This window comes from Raoultella sp. T31 (genome assembly GCF_002806725.1).
Lineage (GTDB): Bacteria > Pseudomonadota > Gammaproteobacteria > Enterobacterales > Enterobacteriaceae > Klebsiella > Klebsiella electrica.
The window spans coordinates 23335-44245 of record NZ_PIBO01000023.1 but is presented as its reverse complement, the minus strand read 5'-3'; the positions used below and the strand labels follow the sequence as shown (position 1 = coordinate 44245).

Annotated in this window: 17 protein-coding genes; 7 read left to right on the top strand and 10 right to left on the bottom strand. The window is 57.2% G+C overall.

The features are described from left to right. Window positions 1–407 precede the first annotated feature (407 nt). Entirely contained in the window at window positions 408–710 is a 303-nt protein-coding gene (locus CWM52_RS16070; RefSeq protein ID WP_100685031.1) for a putative quinol monooxygenase, read from the bottom strand. 321 nt (window positions 711–1031) lie between these two features. Next, entirely contained in the window at window positions 1032–1805 is a 774-nt protein-coding gene (locus CWM52_RS16065) for an SDR family oxidoreductase (RefSeq protein WP_100685003.1), read from the bottom strand. A gap of 124 nt (window positions 1806–1929) precedes the next feature. Between CWM52_RS16065 and CWM52_RS16060 the strand changes: the two genes are divergently transcribed. Further along, window positions 1930–2880 carry a LysR family transcriptional regulator gene (locus CWM52_RS16060; RefSeq protein ID WP_100685002.1) on the top strand — a complete coding sequence of 317 codons (951 nt, stop codon included), beginning with the start codon at window positions 1930–1932 and terminating at the stop codon, window positions 2878–2880. Between the two features lie 263 nt (window positions 2881–3143). Here the strand turns inward: CWM52_RS16060 and CWM52_RS16055 are convergent, their stop codons facing one another. The 5 genes from CWM52_RS16055 to nifH are packed head-to-tail and all read right to left on the bottom strand — an operon-like array spanning window position 3144 to window position 8039. Further along, entirely contained in the window at window positions 3144–3806 is a 663-nt protein-coding gene (locus CWM52_RS16055) for a NifB/NifX family molybdenum-iron cluster-binding protein (RefSeq protein ID WP_100685001.1), read from the bottom strand. 10 nt (window positions 3807–3816) lie between these two features. After that, window positions 3817–4035, bottom strand: coding sequence for a putative nitrogen fixation protein NifT (gene nifT, locus CWM52_RS16050; protein ID WP_100685000.1), 219 nt, complete (start codon window positions 4033–4035; stop codon window positions 3817–3819). A gap of 39 nt (window positions 4036–4074) precedes the next feature. Continuing rightward, complete coding sequence (gene nifK / locus CWM52_RS16045) at window positions 4075–5637, bottom strand: nitrogenase molybdenum-iron protein subunit beta (RefSeq protein ID WP_100684999.1); 1563 nt, start codon at window positions 5635–5637, stop codon at window positions 4075–4077. 55 nt (window positions 5638–5692) lie between these two features. Then, entirely contained in the window at window positions 5693–7141 is a 1449-nt protein-coding gene (nifD, locus tag CWM52_RS16040; RefSeq protein WP_100684998.1) for a nitrogenase molybdenum-iron protein alpha chain, read from the bottom strand. Window positions 7142–7157: 16 nt separating this feature from the next. Continuing rightward, window positions 7158–8039, bottom strand: a complete 882-nt coding sequence (nifH, locus tag CWM52_RS16035) for a nitrogenase iron protein (protein ID WP_100684997.1) — start codon at window positions 8037–8039, stop codon at window positions 7158–7160. A gap of 403 nt (window positions 8040–8442) precedes the next feature. Between nifH and nifJ the strand changes: the two genes are divergently transcribed. Both nifJ and CWM52_RS16025 read left to right on the top strand, forming a co-directional pair. Then, complete coding sequence (nifJ, locus tag CWM52_RS16030) at window positions 8443–11958, top strand: pyruvate:ferredoxin (flavodoxin) oxidoreductase (protein WP_100684996.1); 3516 nt, start codon at window positions 8443–8445, stop codon at window positions 11956–11958. Between the two features lie 78 nt (window positions 11959–12036). Then, complete coding sequence (locus CWM52_RS16025; RefSeq protein WP_100684995.1) at window positions 12037–12645, top strand: riboflavin synthase subunit alpha; 609 nt, start codon at window positions 12037–12039, stop codon at window positions 12643–12645. Between the two features lie 78 nt (window positions 12646–12723). On the opposite strand, the gene CWM52_RS16020 is transcribed toward CWM52_RS16025, so the two are convergent. Continuing rightward, window positions 12724–13644: a LysR family transcriptional regulator gene (locus tag CWM52_RS16020; protein ID WP_100685030.1), complete on the bottom strand. Its 921-nt coding sequence runs from the start codon at window positions 13642–13644 to the stop codon at window positions 12724–12726. 280 nt (window positions 13645–13924) lie between these two features. Between CWM52_RS16020 and CWM52_RS16015 the strand changes: the two genes are divergently transcribed. The 4 genes from CWM52_RS16015 (at window position 13925) to CWM52_RS16000 (ending at window position 19164) form a co-directional block, all read left to right on the top strand. After that, window positions 13925–15118 carry an L-dopachrome tautomerase-related protein gene (locus tag CWM52_RS16015; RefSeq protein ID WP_100684994.1) on the top strand — a complete coding sequence of 398 codons (1194 nt, stop codon included), beginning with the start codon at window positions 13925–13927 and terminating at the stop codon, window positions 15116–15118. A 407-nt stretch (window positions 15119–15525) separates the two neighbouring features. Continuing rightward, window positions 15526–16542, top strand: coding sequence for an iron ABC transporter substrate-binding protein (locus CWM52_RS16010; protein WP_100684993.1), 1017 nt, complete (start codon window positions 15526–15528; stop codon window positions 16540–16542). A gap of 24 nt (window positions 16543–16566) precedes the next feature. Further along, a complete protein-coding gene (locus CWM52_RS16005; RefSeq protein ID WP_165785404.1) occupies window positions 16567–18141 on the top strand; it encodes an ABC transporter permease in 1575 nt (524 codons plus the stop codon). After that, window positions 18142–19164: an ABC transporter ATP-binding protein gene (locus CWM52_RS16000; RefSeq protein ID WP_100684991.1), complete on the top strand. Its 1023-nt coding sequence runs from the start codon at window positions 18142–18144 to the stop codon at window positions 19162–19164. It begins immediately after the preceding gene. 203 nt (window positions 19165–19367) lie between these two features. Here the strand turns inward: CWM52_RS16000 and CWM52_RS15995 are convergent, their stop codons facing one another. Further along, window positions 19368–19709, bottom strand: coding sequence for a hypothetical protein (locus tag CWM52_RS15995; RefSeq protein WP_100684990.1), 342 nt, complete (start codon window positions 19707–19709; stop codon window positions 19368–19370). A gap of 222 nt (window positions 19710–19931) precedes the next feature. Continuing rightward, a complete protein-coding gene (locus CWM52_RS15990) occupies window positions 19932–20903 on the bottom strand; it encodes a PDR/VanB family oxidoreductase (RefSeq protein WP_100684989.1) in 972 nt (323 codons plus the stop codon). Between the last annotated feature and the right edge of the window lie 8 nt (window positions 20904–20911).

Below are 20911 nucleotides of genomic sequence, written 5' to 3'. Positions count from 1 at the left end.
GGGTAGCACTAACCATAGAGATCGGTATGTCACTGGGAATGATTTTGAACTGTTTTTTCTGGTAATCCTGGCTATTCAGACCAGAAGAAACTGGAAAATATGGTTCGTTACCGGGGCATTGACGTCGATATATTGGGAAGAGGGGCGAAGTAAGAGATTAATATCGTGGGTGTTATCATTACCCTGTTTTTCACTCTGCGACTGACCTGCTCCTCGGTGAGCAATATACCCTGATGTCAGGAATGCCTTGCGAATGTCCGCTCCTTGCTCAGAGCGGACCTATACTGCCCACTTCGTGCCAGCAGCCGATATCATAAGTTCCGACCGCAAGCCGAAGGGCTGCGACCGGGACCGTGCAACAGCTGAGCAAGTCATATTTTAATCAATCGATTTAAACAGCCAATAGCTTACGAAGCATCAAGCTTGACAAGGCTATTCATCAAAATGTATTGCGGATCCTGGCGTTTGTGCTGATCAATCAATGGGACAAGCCGTCTGAAATGCTCACTTTCACAATGTAATTCGAGCGCTGCGCGGTCCGGCCATTCCTCTATAAAAATAAAATGGCCCGGGTCTTTTTCATCAATATACAGTTCATAAGCGATGCACAGGGGTTCCTTTCTTGTGGCCGATAGTAGCTCACGATACAGAGGCATCACTTTCTCAACACAATCCGGTTTTATAAAATCTTCAGCAATAACTTTTAACACTCCTGCCTCCAGGCAAAAGAAAAAAATTTCCCGTAAAATCAGCATCCCTTTCTTCAACATCATCGGATAATTAGTGTACAGGCATGACGTCCTCTTTTCACGGCGAGTCCAATGGGTCGATGTCACCTTATCCTCAAACGAGGGGGAACTGTGCAAGGAAGCCAAAACGCGCATTGACTCCACGCCAGAACAGCAGGCGGTTCTCTGGGACAGGTATTGAAAGAGAGGAGAGACAGGGCCGGTGACGCGGTCTCCCCTGATCGGGTTAACCCGGCTCTTTCAGCAGCAGACCCGGCACCGGCTCGCAGACATTCCCACACATTATTTAGTGGTGTAGCCACCGTTGACCAGAATTGTCTGCCCGGTCATCCACCATCCCTCACTCACCAGGAAGCGGATCCAGGGCACAATATCGTCAATGTCTGTCAGACCGGTTTTACTGAACAGGGAGAGCGCCGCAGCTGTTTTGTGGTAGGCCACTGCGTCTGCCCCCTCTGCCGGATAGAAGAATGGCGTGTCCATCGGACCGGGGCCGATGGCTGTTACGGAAATGCCACGTGCGCCCAGTTCTTTTGACGCCGCGCGCGTGAAATGCTCCACCGGTGCCTTCATGCCGGCATATGCGGCGTAAAAGGGCGTATAGGCGCCAAGAAGCGATGTCACCAGAGTACAGATTTTCCCGTTATCCCTGACGTGTTTGCCCGCTTCCTTCAGGAAGAAAAACGCGGATTTGGCATTCACCGCGCTCATTTCGTCAAATTCTGCCTCAGAGATATCTGCCATGGGTTTCTTCAGCACCTTACCGACAGTATTAATGGCAATATCCGGTTGTCCGAGTGATGCCACCACGTCAGCAAACAGTTTTTCCATAGCGGCTGCCGAGGTCAGGTCAGCCTGAAACGCTGCGGCTTCTGCGCCAGCGGCTTTCACGGCCGCGACTGTGGCCTCTGCATCCTGACGCGTGGCGTTGCTATTGTAATGAATGGCAATAGAGCGCGCGCCATGCTGCGCGAAGTCACGGGCGATCAGCCCTCCCAGATTTTTCGCTCCGCCAGCGATAAGGACGGTTTTACCTTTGATAGCATGGTCTGTCATGGTTCAGCTCCTGTTGCATCGATTGGCCGGGATACCCCGTTACGGATAGCTTAATGTGTAGGCGTCATGTATAAAGAGGCGAAACATGAATGCTCTGTGCATAAATCACGAATAATGAGGACGTATGGATACGATTGATCTGTTCCGTATATTTATTCGGGTGGCGGAAAACGGCAGTTTTATCCGGGCGGCTGAAACCATGAACCGTCCGGCATCGACCATCTCTGCCTCTATCCGCGAACTGGAATCCCGGCTTGGCGCCCGCCTGTTTCACCGGACTACTCGTCGGGTATCGCTGACCTCGGACGGAGAGGCGTTTTATACGCGCTGCCAGGCTGTGGTTCAGGATGTGGAGGAGGCGGAAAATCTGTTCAGACAAGCCAGCGATCAGGTGACGGGAAAAATTAAGGTCGATGTACCCGCCCGGGTCGGGAGGTGCATCATTATTCCTGCGCTGCCGGACTTTTTTTCCCGCTACCCGGCCATTCAGATAGAGCTGGGTGTGACAGACCGCAGTGTCAATCTTGTCCAAGAGGGCACGGACTGCGCCATTCGCGTCGGCATGCTCAGTGATTCTGGTATGGTAGCCCGAATGGCAGGTTACCTTAGAGTAATTAACGTGGCGTCTCCGGGATATCTCTCCGGTTACGGGATTCCATTATCGCCGCCGGAGCTGGCTAAGCATCTTGTCGTGGGATATTCATCCCCCACGACAGGTCGCCGGGAACGATGGGAGTGGGAAGGCGATGGCGAGATATTCAACACTGAGGTCAATACCCTGCTGACCGTCAACAGCGTCGAGGCATATATTGCGGCCTGCATGACAGGCATGGGACTGATTCAGATCCCCGAATATGATGTACATGAACAGTTGACTGCGGGTACCTTATTGGAAGTCATGCCCGATTTTCTGCCACGGGCGCTGCCTGTCAATGTTCTGTATCCTCACCGACGGCATCACTCTCGTTCGCTGCAGTTATTTATTGGCTGGCTGATGCCTCTGCTACAGGAAAAAATGCAACTCATGTCTCTTGAGGGGGGTCTGCTCAGGACATCAAGCCGTGAGTCAGCGTAAATACATTCAGTCAGTAGAGAGAGCCCTGTTGCTTCTTGATACTGTGCTATCCCACCAGCAAGTCTTCCGTCTGGCCGAACTTTTGCAACGGTTTTCACTGAATAAAACAACGTTGTACGGGCGATTCACCTTGTATTGCTTCCTCTCCGGGGTCAGGTCAGCGCAAGGAAATATCGGAGTCAGTGCAGCCCGATGTGGCGTAACCGGTGTTGGGCCTATAAAAAAGCCCGCGGGGTCAGCGGGCAACAGGCATAAAACAGGGATTAAAAAACGCGTTCCTCCAGAGGGTTATCCCTGTTAAGCCGCTTCGCCAGCCACGGCGGCAAACGCCCGGCCAACAGCGTATTGAGCGCCTTGCACTGGGCCTGAATGGTGGTACCGGGTTGCGCTTTCATCGGGTGGATCCGATGACGAATCAGCCGGGCGGCGGCGGGCCCGCCGATCTCCTGGCAGAACAGCAGCTGGCAATCCTCAATAAGCCGGGCCCGCACCTCGTTGGCCTCCTGCGGCTGGGGCGCGGACGGATAGCGCCGCAGATCGTACAGCCAATCGCCTTGCTCATCGAATGCATAGATAAAAAACAGCCGCCCCTGGCCAAAATGGCCGTTAATCGCCAGGCCATCCTGGGAGCAAAATGCCGCCAGTAGCTGCGGCGTCCGCTGAGCGGGGCGAATGATGCGTAAATGGTCAGGCAGCATGCCCTGCAGGCTTGCCATCACCCGTGACCAGCGGGCGGGAGACATGACTGCCGTTGTCGAGGGAAAGCTGGCGGCCAACTGGGACTGCGTCAGGGTAGACAGCCGCGCCGGGGTCAGGGTCTCGCCGCTCTCCTGCGCCAGCCAGTCTAAGATTTGCGCCGGCTGCAGGTCCGGCAGGGACTGAAACAGCGCCAGCAGGCGCCAGAAAAGGGTATCGTTGTCGGACATCTCCTGCTCCTTATATCAGCGTGTTGCGCGTCGCGCGCAGGCTTATCGGGAAGACGGGCCGCCCCGGCTGCGGATTCACATAGTAGCGGCGTCCTCCTTCCAGCGAAATCGCGCCACCCCAGCGTTCAGTGTCGTTATGCTCAATCTGGATCACTCGCGCTTCCAGATCCTGTTTGGCGATATAGGCATACAGGTCCGCGCCGCGCTCACGGAAAATCACGATGGGCATACTCCCTCCTGGCCCCGCATGACGCGGGGCACCTGATGGTTAACGGACGAGATCGAAGCTGTAATCGGTTTTGCCCAGCTGGCTGGTATCACTATCCAGTTTCTCCAGCACGGCGTTCACCAGCGTCGTCACAATGTTCATCGCCCCTTCATAACCCCAGGTTGTCTGGCGGTGCAGATGGTGGCGGTCGAACAGCGGAAAGCCGAGGCGAATAAGCGGTACTTCAAAGGCTTTGCCCTTTGCCAGGGTGTCGCGCTGGATAAACTTGCCGTAGGAGTTGCCGATCATAAAGTCCGGCTGACGGGTGAACATCAGCGAACGGAAGTGCCACAAATCGCAGTTGATAAACACTTCGCTGTCGCGCCCGTACGGCGAGGCATCAAGCATCTTCTTCATCGCTTTTTGCCAGCGCTTGTTGGCGTTATGGCTCAGGATCACCGTCGGCTCACAGCCCAGCTCCAGCAGGAAGCGGGTCAGGCCCATCACGAAGTCCGGGTCGCCGTAGAGGCCAAATTTCTTACCATGCAGCCAGGTGTGGGAGTCGAGCATCATGTCAACCAGCCGGCCGCGCTCAAGCGTGAGGGCGTCGGCGATCGGCTTGCCGCTGAGCTCACTGACGGTCATCAGCAGCTCATCGGTGGCGGCCAGTCCCAGCGGAATGGCGACCTCGGTGGCGGGCTGGTTCCACATCTCCTGCACCACTTTTTTGCTCTTCAGTAACTGCCACGGCTGCAGAAGCAGCGTATCGATGGCGTCGGGAGCCTCTTTCATCTCCTGCTGCGTTGTGCCGCCGGAATACATCCGATAATGGCCATCGGCGGGGGTATCGAGAACCTCTGACGGATCGGAGAGCAGGCTGCACGGTACCGCCATCTGTTCCATCATCCGCTTTAATACGCGGAAGTTGCCGAGATAGGTTTCAAAGCCGGTGACCAGATTGAGCTTCTGCAGTTTGCCCGGTTGTCCCTGGTAGTCGGCGGTGAAGGTTTTGGCGAAGCCTTCAAACATGTTGTCCCAGCCGGTGACGTGGCTGCCGATAAAGCTTGGCGTATGGGCGTGCGGCACGGCGATGCTGCTGTCGACAAAACCATCTTTTTTGGCGTTGGCGATAAACGCCTGCAGGTCATCGCCGATGACTTCCGCCATGCAGGTGGTGGACACCGCGATGATCTCCGGCTTGTACAGCGCGCTGGCGTTCTGCAGGCCCAGATTCATATTGTTGTTGCCGCCGAAGACCGCCGCGTCTTCGGTCATCGAGTCGGAGACGCAGGCGATCGGCTCTTTGAAATGGCGGTTGAAATAGGTGCGGAAGTAGGCCACGCACCCCTGGGAGCCGTGAACATAGGGCAGGGTGTTAGCGAATCCCAGCGAGCAAAGCACTGCGCCAAGCGGCTGGCAGGCTTTCGCCGGATCAACGGTCAGCGCCTCGCGCTGAAAATTCAGCGCTTCATACTCGGCGGTGGTGGTCCAGGCAAAGACCTCCCGCACGCGCTCTGCATCGTGCGCCTCTTCCAGCTGCCGCTTATTGCGGAACAGTTCTTGATATTCATCCTGTTCGAATAGCGGATAACAGCTATTAATTTTATCAATCGTTTGGCTCATGGTGTTCTCCTCCCGCGCCACAAATCGGTGGACAGACGGGACAGTGAGTAGGCAATCACGCAGACTTCAGCCACGGAGCGGTCAGTTCGCTCCACGCCGGGTTGTTGAGGGTCATATCCATATCGCGGGCGAAAATGGCGAAACCATCGTAGCCGTGGTACGGGCCGGAATAGTCCCACGAGTGCATCTGGCGGAACGGCACGCCCATTTTCTGGAAGATATATTTTTCCTTGATGCCGGAGCCGATAAGGTCGGGCTTCAGCGCTTTGACGAACGCCTCCAGCTCGTAGCTGCTGGCGTCATCGAACAGCAGCGTACCCTCTTTCAGATCCGGCAGGGTGCGGTCGTAATCATCGTTATGGGCAAATTCGTACCCGGCGGCGATGATCTCCATACCGAGATCTTCATAGGCGCCAATAACGTGGCGTGGTCGCAGGCCGCCCATATAGAGCAGCACCTTACGCCCCTCCAGGCGCGGACGATATTTGGCGATAACCGCCGCCATCTGCGCCTCATACCTGGCGATCACCGCTTCGGCGTTAGCGCGAATGGTATCGTCGAACTGGTCGGCGATTTTGCGCAACGATTCGGCGATTTTGGTCGGCCCGAAGAAGTTATACTCCATCCACGGAATCTGATGTTTCTCCTCCATGTGACGGGCGATATAGTTCATCGAACGGTAGCAGTGGACCAGGTTCAGCTTGACGAAGGGGGTGTTTTCCATCTCCACCAGCGTGCCGTCGCCGGACCACTGCGCGACCACCCGCAGCCCCATTTCTTCAAGCAGAATACGCGAGGCCCAGGCGTCGCCGCCGATGTTGTAGTCGCCGATGATTGCCACATCGTAAGGGGTGGTTTCAAACGGTTGTCCGTCGCGATTGTTAAGGATCCAGTCGCGGACCACGTCGTTGGCGATATGATGTCCCAGCGACTGCGACACGCCGCGAAAGCCTTCGCAGCGTACCGGGATCACCGGTTTATCCAGCGCTTTGCTGCTGGCATTCGCCACCGCGCTGATATCATCGCCAATCAGTCCCACCGGACATTCCGACTGAATGGTGATCCCTTTGGTGAGTGGGAACAGCAGCTCCATCTCCTCAATCAGTTTGCTGAGTTTTTTATCGCCGCCGAAGACGATATCGCGCTCCTGAAAATCAGAGGTGAAGTTCAGGGTGCCGAAGCTATCGACACCGCTGACGCCGGTGTAGTAGTTGCGTCGTCCGGCGCGCGAATACTGGCCACAGCCGATCGGTCCGTGCGAGATGTGGGCCATATCCTTGATCGGCCCAAATACCACCCCTTTGGAACCGGCATAGGCGCAGCCGCGCACGGTCATTACGCCGGGTTGTGATTTGCGGTTAGAGATAATGCACTTGCCGACGCTCTCCATTTGCGGATCGCTGACCATCATGTGCTTTCTGCGCTCTTTTCGCGCGGTTTCCGGGAACACCTCCAGGACTTCCTGGATTAGCGCCAGATTACGTTCGCCTGTTGCGTTGGTCATCATAATTGTCCTGTGCTCAGGCCGCGTTTTCTTCGGCGGCGGTTTTACCAATGATGCTGGTGTCTTCCTCTTCCATGATGCCGAACTCCATCAGCAGCGACTCCAGTTCATCCATGGTGCAGGGGGTCGGTACCACCTTCATGGTGTTGTTGACGATCTTCTGCGCCAGCGTGCGGTATTCGTTGGCCTGCTGGCAGGCAGGGTCGTATTCGATAACCGTCATCCGACGGATCTCCGCACGCTGCACGATGTTGTCGCGAGGCACAAAGTGAATCATCTGGGTACCGAGCTTTTCCGCCAGCGCCATAATCAACTCGTCTTCGCGGTCGGTCTGGCGTGAGTTACAGATCAGGCCACCGAGGCGCACCTTGCCGGATTTGGCGTATTTAACGATCCCTTTGGAGATATTGTTGGCGGCATACATCGCCATCATTTCGCCGGAGCAGACGATGTAGATCTCCTGGGCTTTGTTTTCGCGGATAGGCATAGCGAAGCCGCCGCAGACCACGTCGCCGAGCACGTCATAGAAGACGAAGTCGAGATCGTCTTCGTAGGCGCCTTCTTCTTCCAGAAAGTTGATCGCCGTAATCACGCCGCGCCCCGCGCAGCCGACGCCTGGCTCCGGGCCGCCGGATTCGGCGCAGCGCACGTCGCCGTAGCCAATTTGCAGAACGTCTTCAAGTTCGAGGTCCTCGACCGAACCGACCTCCGCTGCCATCTCCATAATGGTGTTCTGTGCTTTAGCGTGCAGGATCAGGCGGGTGGAGTCCGCCTTCGGATCGCAGCCGACGATCATCACTTTCTTACCCATCTCCGCCAGCGCGGCGACGAGGTTCTGCGTGGTGGTGGATTTGCCGATACCGCCTTTACCGTAAATAGCGCATTGACGCATGGTCATGGTGACTTCTCCTGTTGTTGAGTGTTTGCCAGCAGAGAAGTGCAGGGAATATACCAGCCGTGCCGGTTTATTTAATATGTTGATTTATATGTAATTTAATTTGAGCTGCTGCGACGGGCGCAAAACAAAACGGCACAATAAGGCGACCAAATGTGGGAAACAGAACAATTCTGCCTGTCGCGGCCATTGTGGCACTTTGTCGCCTGTTCAACAGCTTGTCGCGCCCTGTGTCTTATTCCACGCAATCTCTCTGTGCCCTGCGCGGCGCCTGTCTTCATAACGTGTTGAATTTGCGTTAACTATTTTGTAATCCGCGAGCTGGCACAGGCTGTGCTTGAGGCAACAACTGGGTTTGCCGCTTTTTGTAGCGGCGAAGATGCCTCTCACCTTCGAGGATTGAACAATGTCCGGAACAATGAAAACAATGGATGGCAATGCCGCGGCGGCCTGGATCTCCTATGCCTTTACCGAGGTCGCGGCGATTTACCCCATTACCCCCTCCACGCCGATGGCGGAAAACGTCGATGAGTGGGCGGCGCAGGGGAAAAAGAACCTCTTTGGCCAGCCGGTGCGTTTAATGGAGATGCAGTCGGAAGCCGGGGCGGCAGGCGCGGTACACGGCGCGCTACAGGCCGGGGCGCTGACCACTACCTATACGGCGTCGCAGGGGCTGCTGCTGATGATCCCCAATCTGTACAAAATCGCCGGTGAACTGCTGCCGGGCGTCTTTCACGTCAGTGCGCGGGCGCTGGCGACCAACTCGCTGAATATTTTTGGCGATCATCAGGACGTGATGGCGGTTCGCCAGACCGGCTGCGCGATGCTGGCGGAGAACAACGTCCAGCAGGTGATGGATTTGTCGGCGGTGGCGCATCTGGCGGCGATTAAGGGGCGCATCCCGTTTGTTAACTTCTTCGACGGTTTTCGTACCTCGCACGAAATTCAAAAAATCGAAGTGCTGGAATATGACCAGCTGGCGACGCTGCTGGACCGGTCGGCACTGGACCGTTTCCGTCGTAACGCGCTGCATCCGGATCATCCGGTCATTCGCGGAACGGCGCAAAACCCGGATATCTACTTTCAGGAACGGGAGGCGGGCAACCGTTTTTATCAGGCGTTGCCGGACATTGTCGAAGGCTATATGGCGCAGATCAGCGCGCTCACCGGTCGGGAATACCATCTGTTTAACTACTCCGGCGCAGCCGATGCCGAACGGGTGATTATCGCCATGGGGTCGGTCTGCGATACCATCCAGGAAGTGGTGGATACGCTGAACGCGGCGGGAGAGAAGGTCGGGCTACTCAGCGTGCATCTGTTTCGTCCTTTTTCGCTGGCCCACTTCTTTGCTCAACTGCCGAAAACCGTACAGCGTATTGCGGTCCTCGACCGTACCAAAGAGCCTGGCGCTCAGGCGGAACCGCTGTGCCTGGATGTGAAAAACGCCTTCTACCATCACGATGATGCGCCGCTGATTGTCGGTGGCCGCTATGCGCTGGGCGGCAAGGACGTTCTACCCGACGATATCGCGGCGGTGTTTGACAATCTGAACCAGCCGTTGCCGATGGACGGATTCACGCTGGGAATTGTCGATGATGTGACCTTTACCTCGCTACCGCCGCGTCAGGAGACGCTGGCGGTTTCTCATGCCGGCATCACCGCCTGTAAATTTTGGGGTATGGGCTCAGACGGCACCGTCGGGGCCAATAAAAGCGCGATTAAAATTATCGGTGACAAAACGCCGCTCTACGCGCAGGCCTACTTTTCTTATGATTCGAAAAAATCCGGCGGCATTACCGTCTCACATTTGCGCTTCGGTGACCGGCCCATCAATTCACCCTACCTGATCCATCAGGCCGATTTTATCTCCTGCTCGCAGCAGTCCTACGTGGAGCGCTATGACCTGCTGGATGGGTTAAAACCGGGCGGGACCTTTTTACTCAACTGCAGCTGGTCTGATGCGGAACTGGAGCAGCATCTGCCGGTCAGCTTCAGGCGCTATCTGGCGCGGGAAAATATCCGTTTTTATACCCTCAACGCCGTGGACATCGCCCGCGAGCTCGGGCTGGGCGGGCGGTTTAATATGCTGATGCAGGCGGCGTTCTTTAAACTGGCGGCGATTATCGACCCGCAGACCGCCGCGGATTACCTCAAGCAGGCGGTTGAAAAAAGCTACGGCAGCAAAGGGGCGGGGGTGATCGAGATGAACCAGCGGGCGATTGAGCTGGGCATGGCCTCGCTGCATCAGGTGACGATACCCGCCCACTGGGCGACGCTGGATGAACCCGCGGCGCAGGCTTCAGTCATGATGCCGGATTTCATCCGCGATATTTTGCAGCCGATGAACCGCCAGTGCGGCGATCGGCTGCCGGTGAGCGCCTTTGTCGGTATGGAGGACGGAACCTTTCCCTCGGGAACCGCCGCCTGGGAGAAACGCGGGATCGCGCTGGAAGTGCCGGTCTGGCAGCCCGAGGGCTGCACGCAGTGTAATCAGTGCGCCTTTATCTGCCCGCACGCGGCGATCCGCCCGGCGTTGCTTAATCGCGAAGAACAGGACGCCGCCCCGGTCGGGCTGTTGAGCAAACCCGCGCAGGGGGCGAAGGCGTATCACTACCATCTGGCTGTCTCGCCGCTGGATTGTTCCGGCTGCGGCAACTGCGTGGATATCTGTCCTTCACGCGGCAAGGCGCTAAAAATGCAGCCTCTCGATAGCCAGCGCCAGATGGCGCCGGTCTGGGACTATGCGCTGGCGCTGACGCCGAAGAACAATCCTTTTAGTAAAACGACGGTCAAAGGCAGCCAGTTTGAAACCCCGCTGCTGGAGTTTTCCGGCGCCTGCGCGGGATGCGGAGAAACGCCTTATGCCCGGCTGATAACCCAACTGTTTGGCGACCGGATGCTGATCGCTAATGCCACCGGCTGCTCTTCTATCTGGGGGGCCAGCGCGCCGTCGATTCCCTATACCACCAACCACCGCGGCCACGGCCCGGCATGGGCGAACTCACTGTTTGAGGATAACGCGGAGTTTGGCCTCGGCATGATGCTTGGCGGTCAGGCGGTGCGGCAACAAATCGCCAATGATATGACCGCCGCGCTGACGCTGCCGGTAAGCGAGGAACTCCTCGACGCGATGCGCCAGTGGCTGACGCTGCAGGACCAGGGCGAGGGCACCCGCGAACGCGCCGATCGGCTCAGTGAGCGGCTGGCGGCGGAAAAAGAGGGCGTGCCGCTGCTGGAGAAGCTGTGGCAGAACCGCGACTATTTTGTTCGCCGGTCGCAGTGGATTTTCGGCGGTGACGGCTGGGCTTACGATATTGGCTTCGGCGGCCTCGATCACGTGCTGGCGAGTGGCGAGGACGTCAATATTCTGGTGTTTGATACCGAGGTTTACTCCAATACCGGCGGCCAGTCGTCTAAATCGACTCCGGTGGCGGCGATCGCGAAGTTTGCCGCCCAGGGTAAACGCACGCGGAAAAAAGATCTCGGCATGATGGCGATGAGCTACGGCAATGTGTACGTGGCCCAGGTCGCGATGGGCGCTGATAAAGATCAGACCCTACGGGCGATCGCCGAGGCCGAAGCCTGGCCGGGACCGTCGCTGGTGATAGCCTATGCCGCCTGCATTAACCACGGTCTGAAAGCCGGGATGCGCTGTAGCCAACGCGAGGCGAAACGGGCGGTTGAAGCGGGATACTGGCACCTGTGGCGCTATCATCCGCAGCGCGAAGCCGAAGGTAAAACGCCGTTTATGCTGGATTCCGAAGAGCCGGAAGAGAGCTTCCGCGACTTTTTGCTTGGCGAAGTACGCTATGCCTCATTGCACAAAACGACGCCGCATCTTGCGGATGCGCTTTTCAGCCGAACCGAGGAGGATGCGCGGGCCCGCTTTGCGCAGTATCGGCGGCTGGCCGGTGAGGAATAGCCGGAGTAGAGGGCCAGATGAGGGTGCCACACTGTCAAATGGCCATGATGCGCTCACGAATAATGACAGGAGCAAAATATGTTTACCGGTATTGTAAGCGGCACCGCTGAGGTCTTGTCTATCGACGAAAAGGACAATTTTCGTACTCATGTGGTGAAGTTACCTGCACAACTGCTCCCTGGGCTGGAAACCGGTGGATCGGTGGCACACAACGGTTGTTGCCTGACCGTTGCCAGGATCGATGGGGCGAGAGTCAGTTTTGACTTAATGCAAGAGACGCTGCGCGTGACCAATCTGGCAACGCTTCGCCTGGGCGAACACGTCAACGTCGAGCGTGCTGTTAAATTCAACGATGAAATAGGCGGCCACCTGATGTCGGGCCACATTATGACCACCGCAGAAGTGGTGCAAATTCGGGTTACGGAAAATAACCACCGGATTGGGTTTAAGGTCCGGGAGCCGACATTAATGAAATATATCCTCTACAAAGGATATATCGGCGTTGATGGAATCAGCCTCACCGTCGGGGAGGTCGCGGCGGACGGTTTTTGGGTACACCTGATTCCAGAAACGTTGCAACGCACGACGCTGGGCGCCAAAAAACGGGGCGACCGGGTAAATATTGAAATTGATCCGCAGACTCAGGCGGTAGTCGATACCGTAGAACGCGTGCTGGCCCGGAAATAACCGGCGCGTAGCCATGTTCGGAAAATACGCTATCCCCCGTCCTGCGGGGGGTTGCGGTCTGGTAAGAAGGTATTGTCTTTACGCTGTCAGGGGGGGCGTTATCACTCCCGAGGTCAGAAGATCAATCATAGCCCGCGTGGCTGTCGATTGGTGTCGATGGGGGGCATAGATAACGGAGAAAGGTCGGGAGCGCCCACGCAGTTGTGGCAGCACCTCGACTAACTGCCCGCGTTGTATCCGCTGATGGACGATAAACTCATAGCTCTGGCAGATGCCAATACCCTGTTCAGCCAGTGATACTACGCCGAGCACATCATCTGACGTTTCAATAGATGAAACGGGAAGCCAGTCGACATCGCGACCGGCATCACGAAACACCCAGGGCGCGCGACGTCCTGTTCGGGGCATGACAAAAGGCAGACAGACGTGCCGTTGCAGCTCTTCCAGCGTCTGAGGCGTTCCCATTTGCCGAAGATAATCGGGTGATGCCACCAGCAGCAGTCCGGCATCCTCTAGCTTGCGTGCAACCAGGCCACTGTCAGGCATCTGACCCAGGCGGATCGCCAGATCGAACCCTTCAGCGACCAGATCGACATTACGATTGGTGATGTTCAGTTCTACCTGAACCTGCGGGTACTGTCGGGTAAAGCGTGCCAGCAAAGGGGGGAGCCGGTAGTGGCCATAGCTTGTCGGGACGCTCATTCTTACACGCCCCGTCAGTTCTCCTTCCTGGCCCTGAACTTCGCATTCCGCCTCATCGAGTAGGGTAAAGGCTGAGCGTGTCTGCTCGAAATATATCCGTCCGGCTTCCGTCAGACTAATACGCCGCGTGGTTCGCTGTAAGAGCTGTCGGCCAAGACGCGCCTCAAGCCGGGAGACCGCACGACTTAAAACGGATGGGGTGGTTGCAAGAGCGACGGCGCCCGCGGTAAATGAGCCGTGTTCAACAACGGTAATGAAGACCTCAACATCTCCCAGATAATCGAATTTCCGGCTCATTTTGCTCTTCAAGGAACAAATGTTTTTCAGTTTCGCTAATTTATCTCCACTCTGGCGATGAGTAAAGTGACCCTCAGGCATCACCTGAAGGGCGTCGGGAGGCGCGATATTTGCGGCTAAGCGCCTGTCCACGTACTGACAACGCATGGCGCCTGGGGCCGCGATGTGGGATGTCCTCTCCGGGTTTCAATGAGCGCAACGTTATCGCGACTTCACATGAACCGGTTGCCCGCATTCTGCTGGCTTTTAACTTCCCCCTTTAATTAAACGGAGCATATTCATGTCTAACTCAATAAATCGCCTGCCCGCCATGGCGATGGCGGCGTTGCTCTCTTTCGCAACGGTGGCCAGCGCGGCAGAGGGTACGCCGCTCGAACGCTGGCGCAGCTATGCTGGCGTGAGCTGGGAGGGCCCGGAGGTCTTTTCGGGGTCGGCTAATGCCCCCATTGCCGGGATTCATTTTGATGCGAAGGGCACCGCCTTTGTCAGTACCCCGCGGTTAATCTCCGCCGCCGCGCCCGCCACCTTGAGTATTCTGGATACTACGATTCCGTCAGGGCCGGCGCGTCTGAGCGCATTCCCGTCCCGCCGGGGGAATGCGCTGGATGCGGCCCCCGATAAGAGCCTGCGCAACGTCCTCGGATTCTATGTCGATCGCAAAAACGGCTGGCTGTGGGCGCTGGACATGGGCTTTGTCGCAGGTGAAACCGAATCACCAGTCGGGGCGCAGAAACTGATGGTTCTGGACCTGAAGTCTGGCAGCACGATAAAAAGCATCCCCCTGGATGGGGTGGCAGACCGCAAGGCGAGCTTCCTGAATGATGTTGTGGTCGATGAGAAGCGACGTGTCGCTTATATCTCCGATAGCGGAACCCGCAGCGCGCCGGACAATCGGGTCGGGCTTATTGTGGTCGATTTCGCCACCGCGACGGCCCGGCGCGTACTCGACGGCGCCCGGAGCCTGCAAATTGAGCCAGGCGTCAAGGTGGTGGCGCACGGAGCGGAAGTCTGGCCGGGGAAACCGCTGCAGATCGGCATCAACGGTATTGCTCTGTCCCCGAATGCAGACACGTTGTACTGGACGGTGACCACGGGAACACACGCGCATGCGTTGCCTACTGCCATCCTGCGAGAAGCGAGCGCGACCCACGCACAGATTGCCGATCGGATAGAGGATCTGGGGTCGGTAGGAGGTAACACCGACGGCCTTGTCACGGATAGCGCTGGCAATCTCTACATCACGGATGTCACCCATAACGGCATCGTCAAATATGACCCCAAAACCAGGTCGATGACATTGGTGGCCTCCAGTACGCAGGTTCACTGGCCCGATACGCCAGCCATCCGGCCCGACGGGGATCTGGTCTTTACCTCAAGCAGACTCAATGATCACTTCGCGGGAGTGATCAACGCTGGACAAGAGCGCTACGATCTGTGGCGTATGCCATTGCACCGTCAGTCTGAAAACAAGTGACTGACCGGCTTCCCGCCCTGAAGGACGGGGAGTCTTGTTTTATCGCGTGCGCTTTGCTCCACAAGCCGCTCAGGATTGACTGACCGCGTAGCGTGGCGGAATGGGCTTTCGGCAGCGGGCAGGATATCGGAGCAGAGGTGGGATTTTTGTCGGCGCAGAAATGCAACCGGGATCATATTTTTTATATTCTCAGCGGAAAATGATCTTTTCTTAAGGTTATTTTAACCTTTCATTTTATCTTATTTTAAATAAAGCATTTTCAGATAAGAAAACTTTTCAGGGCAGTGTTTTTAACTGTTTTCAGTTTATGGTAATTGTTTTCATTATCATTACCATTTCTCTATGATTTAATCCTTTTCGGCCAGGTTATCGGCGGCCATTTGTCTATCAATACTAAGGGTTAGCACATGAATTTTCGCCTGTCGTCATACTGCTCCGCCGCGCTTGTCGCCGCTTCTGTGTTCCTTGCCCCTCAGGCCCTGGCGGCCGAAAGCGCTGAAGGCATCGTGGTCTATAACGCGCAGCATGAAAATCTGGTCAAGTCGTGGGTGGATGGCTTTACCAAAGAAACCGGTATCAAAGTGACTCTGCGTAACGGCGGCGACAGCGAGCTGGGAAATCAGCTGGTGCAGGAAGGCGCGGCTTCGCCGGCTGATGTTTTCCTGACGGAAAACTCCCCGGCAATGGTCCTGGTCGACAATGCGAAATTGTTCGCACCGCTTAACGCCGACACCTTAAGCCAGGTGGCGCCGGAATTTCGTCCTGAGCATGGCCGCTGGATCGGCATCGCCGCGCGCAGTACCGTTTTTGTCTATAACCCGGAAAAGATCAGCGAATCTCAGTTGCCGCATTCTCTGATGGATCTGGCGAAACCGGAATGGAAAGGGCGCTGGGCCGCTTCGCCATCGGGCGCGGATTTCCAGGCCATTGTCAGTGCGATGCTGGCGCTGAAGGGCGAGAAAGCCACGCTGGACTGGCTCAAAGCGATGAAAACCAACTTCGTGGCCTATAAAGGCAACAGCACCGTGATGAAGGCCGTCAACGCCGGGCAAATTGATGGCGGGGTGATTTACCATTACTACCGCTTTGTCGATCAGGCCAAAACCGGCGAGAACAGCAAAAACACCAAACTGTACTACTTCAAACATCAGGATCCGGGTGCCTTTGTCAGCATCTCCGGCGGCGGCGTGCTGGCGTCCAGCAAACATCAGGAGCAGGCTCAGGCCTTCATCAAGTGGATCACCGGCAAACAGGGTCAGGATGATCTGAGAACCAATAATGCCTTTGAATATGCCGTGGGCGTTGGTGCCGCCTCTAACCCGAAACTGACGCCGCTGAAAGAGCTGGATGCGCCGAAAGTGGAACCCTCTTCACTGAACAGTAAAAAAGTTATCGAACTGATGACGCAAGCTGGCCTGCTGTGATCCCTCCGGTGAAGTGAATACCTTATGTCTGGTCTGAGTCTTACGCTCGGAAAAAAAGTACGACGCCTGCCTGAGCGCAGGCGTCCTGCATTTCCGATGGTTGCATTAGCGATACTGTTTTCATTATTGGCGCTTCTCCCGCCGGGTTTTGTGATTGCCGTGGGGATTGATACTGGATGGGAGACTATTAAAGCGCTGGTATTCCGTCCGCGCGTCGGGGAGTTACTCAGCAATACGCTGTGGCTCAGCGCCCTGACCGTCCCGGCGTGCATTGCGCTTGGGGTGACGGTCGCGTGGTTGACCGAACGCACGACCCTGGCGGGGCGACAGATCTGGTCAGCGCTGGCGGTTGCTCCGCTGGCGATTCCGGCGTTTGTCCAGAGCTATGCCTGGGTCAGCGCGGTGCCATCGATGCACGGCCTCTCCTCCGGCGTGTTCCTTTCGGTGCTTGCCTACTATCCCTTTATCTATATGCCGGTCGCGGCGGTGCTTCGCCGCCTGGATCCAACGCTGGAAGACGTTGCCGCCTCGCTGGGCACGCCGCCGTGGAAGGTTTTTTTCCGCGTGGTGTTACCGCAGCTGAAGCTGGCCATTTGTGGCGGCGCGCTGCTGGTGGCGCTGCACCTGCTGGCGGAATACGGCCTGTATGCGATGATCCGCTTCGACACCTTTACGACCGCTATCTATGACCAGTTCCAGTCCACCTTCAGCGGTCCGGCGGCCAATATGCTTGCCGGCGTGCTGGCGCTGTGCTGCCTGGCATTCCTGCTGCTGGAGAGCATCACCCGGGGGAAAGCGCGCTATGCCCGTATAGGCGCCGGGGCCGCGCGGGAGCAGAAACGCAAACACATGAACGTGATGGCGACCGTTGCTGCGCAGTCGCTGCTGTGCGCGCTGCTGCTGCTGGCGCTGGGAGTACCGCTGATGGTGCTGTGCCGCTGGCTGTGGTTGGGCGGCCTCGGGAGCTGGATGAACGCCGATCTGTGGCTCTCGCTGCATCAGACGATCATGCTGGGGGCCAGCGGGGCGCTACTGACGACCGCCTGCGGTATCCCCATCGCCTGGCTGGGGATTCGCTATCCGCATCGCCTGTTTCGCCTGCTCGAAGGGTGTAATTACATAACCAGTTCGCTGCCGGGAATCGTGACCGCGCTGGCGCTGGTCACGGTGACCATTCACTACGCCCGCCCTATTTACCAGACCGAAGTGACGCTGTTTCTGGCCTATCTGCTGATGTTTATGCCCCGCGCGCTGATCAATCTTCGCGCCGGGATCGCCCAGGCACCAGTGGAGCTGGAAAATGTCGCGCGGAGTCTGGGAAGAAGCCCGGGGCGGGCGCTATGGAGCATCACACTGCGTCTCGCCGCGCCGGGTGCGACGGCCGGGGCCGCTCTGGTCTTTCTCGGCGTCAGCAACGAACTGACGGCGACGCTGCTGCTTTCACCGCTGGGAACCCGCACGCTGGCCACCGGCTTTTGGGCATTAACCAGCGAGATAGATTATGTCGCTGCGGCGCCTTACGCGATGCTGATGATCGCGATTTCTCTACCGTTGACCGGTGTGCTTTATCACCAGTCGAAAAAAATTGCGGGTTTGTAAATGCTGGAATTAACCTCAATCTCAAAATCATTTGCCGATGTTCAGGTGCTGGATAACCTTTTTCTGTCGGTAGCCCCCGGCAGCCGCACGGCCATCGTCGGGCCGTCCGGCTCGGGAAAAACAACGCTGCTGCGTATTCTCGCCGGGTTTGAAACGCCGGATGCCGGACGCATCGTGATGCAGGGCAGAACGCTGTTTGATGAGGGGACTTTTATTCCCGCCCATCAGCGCGGCATCGGTTTCGTCCCGCAGGAAGGGGCCTTGTTCCCGCACCTTAATGTCGCCGACAATATTGCCTGGGGTCTGGATGGCTCCCGGCAGGAGAAGCGCCGTCGGGTTGCGGCATTGATGGAGATGGTGTCGCTGGATGGCCAGCTGGCCACGCACTGGCCGCATGAAATTTCCGGCGGCCAGCAGCAGCGCGTGGCCCTCGCCCGGGCGCTGGCGCAGCGGCCATCGCTGATGCTGCTGGATGAACCCTTTTCCGCCCTCGATACCGGGCTTCGCGCCACCACGCGAAAGGCGACGGCGGACCTGCTTGCCCAGGCTGGCGTCGCCTCGATTCTGGTGACCCACGATCAGAATGAAGCGCTGTCGTTTGCCAGCCAGGTCGCGGTGATGCGTCAGGGGCGCTTTACCCAGGTGGGCACCCCGTTTGAGGTCTATTCGCGGCCCGCCGATGAAGCCACGGCGCTGTTTCTGGGCGATGCGCTGGTGCTGCCCGCTGAGCTTCAAGGCGGTCGGGCGCAGTGCGCGATTGGCGCGCTGCTGACCGATAATGACGATGCTACGGGGCTGGGGCGGGTTATGCTGCGCCCGGAACAGCTGATGATTACGCCGTGCCAGAATGAGGAGAGTGCCGTCACCATCCTCGACGTCGATTTTTCCGGCCATCTGTCGACCTTAACGCTGGCGATCGCGCAGCAGACGTTGACCCTGAAAACCGTCAGCCGGGCTGACTGGATGCCGGGACGGCGGGTGCATATTGCGGTCAGCGGTAAAGGGCGGGTGTTTATTCCTTAATACACGGAAATCGCGCCAGGAGGTGCAGACGCGACGGCGGTATTCTGGCGGCGAAAAAAAGCCAGCCAATGGCTGGCTGGCAAAGTTTCGGATACAACTCCATATTATGGTTGGTGTTTCGGGGGATCCTGGACACCTGTCTGGACACGGCGCTATACGCTGCAATACCCAGAAAGCTGGCCAGCTATCGTCGCCTCGTGCGGCTATTCTCCGGCCAGCAGCTTTTTGCAGCTGTAGATAAACGCACTGGAACGCCGCGTTAACCCTTCAATTTCCCGCGGTTTCAAACCGTTACGCAGATACGTCAGAATGCATTGCCGATCGGCCTCGACATGGGATCGGCAGTGATATTTCGCAGCTTCTTTCTCTACTTTTTGCTGCGCCAGCAGGGCGGCAATCTCCTGTTGCTTGTCCCGGGCTAGCGGCATCAGCTCGCTGTCATCGGATCGCGCTATTTCGTTCCAGAGCGCCAGGGCGCGGCGCAACAATCCCCGCTCCTGCAGGTTTTGCGCCTGAATCTGTTTCTCTTGCAGTGTCGTTACCATGATATTGGCGCGGCCTGTTGCTGTGAATTAATTTGTCATACAAATATGGCGATGATTGATTCAGAAAGGAAATGAATAATTTTTATCTTAATTATGAATGAATGGCATAATTTTGTATCTTTTTGATTTAAATGAATTTTATTTGATGAGCAGGAGAGGGGGCAGACCCGGCGTCTGAGATCCGGCTGTGCACTGTCATCAGACCCCGGAGAGGCAAAAAAATTACAAATCAATCAGTAAGTTGGCCGAGTGGCTGCGGGAGCAGCACAGGGCTATCTGCTGCACGGCAGCAGATTTCTCGGCCTCGGATTGAACCGTATCACGATGATCGGCCTGACCGGCCATCAGCGGGGTCAGACAGGCGCCGCACATCCCCATTTCGCAGGAGAGCGGCACGGCGACGCCATTTTCCTGAAGCACCTGGGCAATGGTTTTATCGCCCGGGACCGGCCACGTTTCGCCCGACGATGCCAGGGTGACGGTAAACGTATCCTGATGTTCGCTCGCGGCGGTCTTCAGCGGCTGGAAGGCTTCGCTGTGAACCTGCGCCTCGGGCCAGTTTTTCTCCGCCGCGATCCGCCGGGCGGTAGCCATAAAACCCGACGGGCCGCAGAGATACAGATGGTGCCCGGCGTGCGTATCGCCCAGCGTATCTGCTAACGATGTGCGCGGACTTTGCCCTTCATCTGAACAATGGACCACCCAGCTGCTATGACTGAAAGTTTTTGCCATTTCGCCGACAAAGGCCGCATTTTTCCGCCGTTTAACGTAATAATGCAGCTCAAATGGCGTGCCTGCCGCCGCGAGATGCAGCGCCATGGTATACAGCGGCGTGATGCCAATGCCGGCGGCCAGCAGCGTGACTCGTCGCGCAGGCTGCAGCGTAAACAGATTGCGCGGCGGGGAGATAAGCAGCGTCTGACCCGGACGCAGCGTCTCATGGATATAGCGTGACCCGCCGCGGGAAGCGCTCTCCCGGCTAACGCAGATCAGATAAGCACCGGCGCCCGCTTCGCCGTGGGGACCGGTCAGCGAATACTGGCGAATGATCCCGCAGGGCAGATGAACGTCAATATGCGCCCCCGGCAGCCAGCCGGGAAGCGGTTTGCCGTCCTGGGCTAACAATCTGATGGCGAGACTTCTGTCCCCCTCGCGCCACAGGCCATCGACAACCACCTTCAGTACGTCACTCATCACTCTTC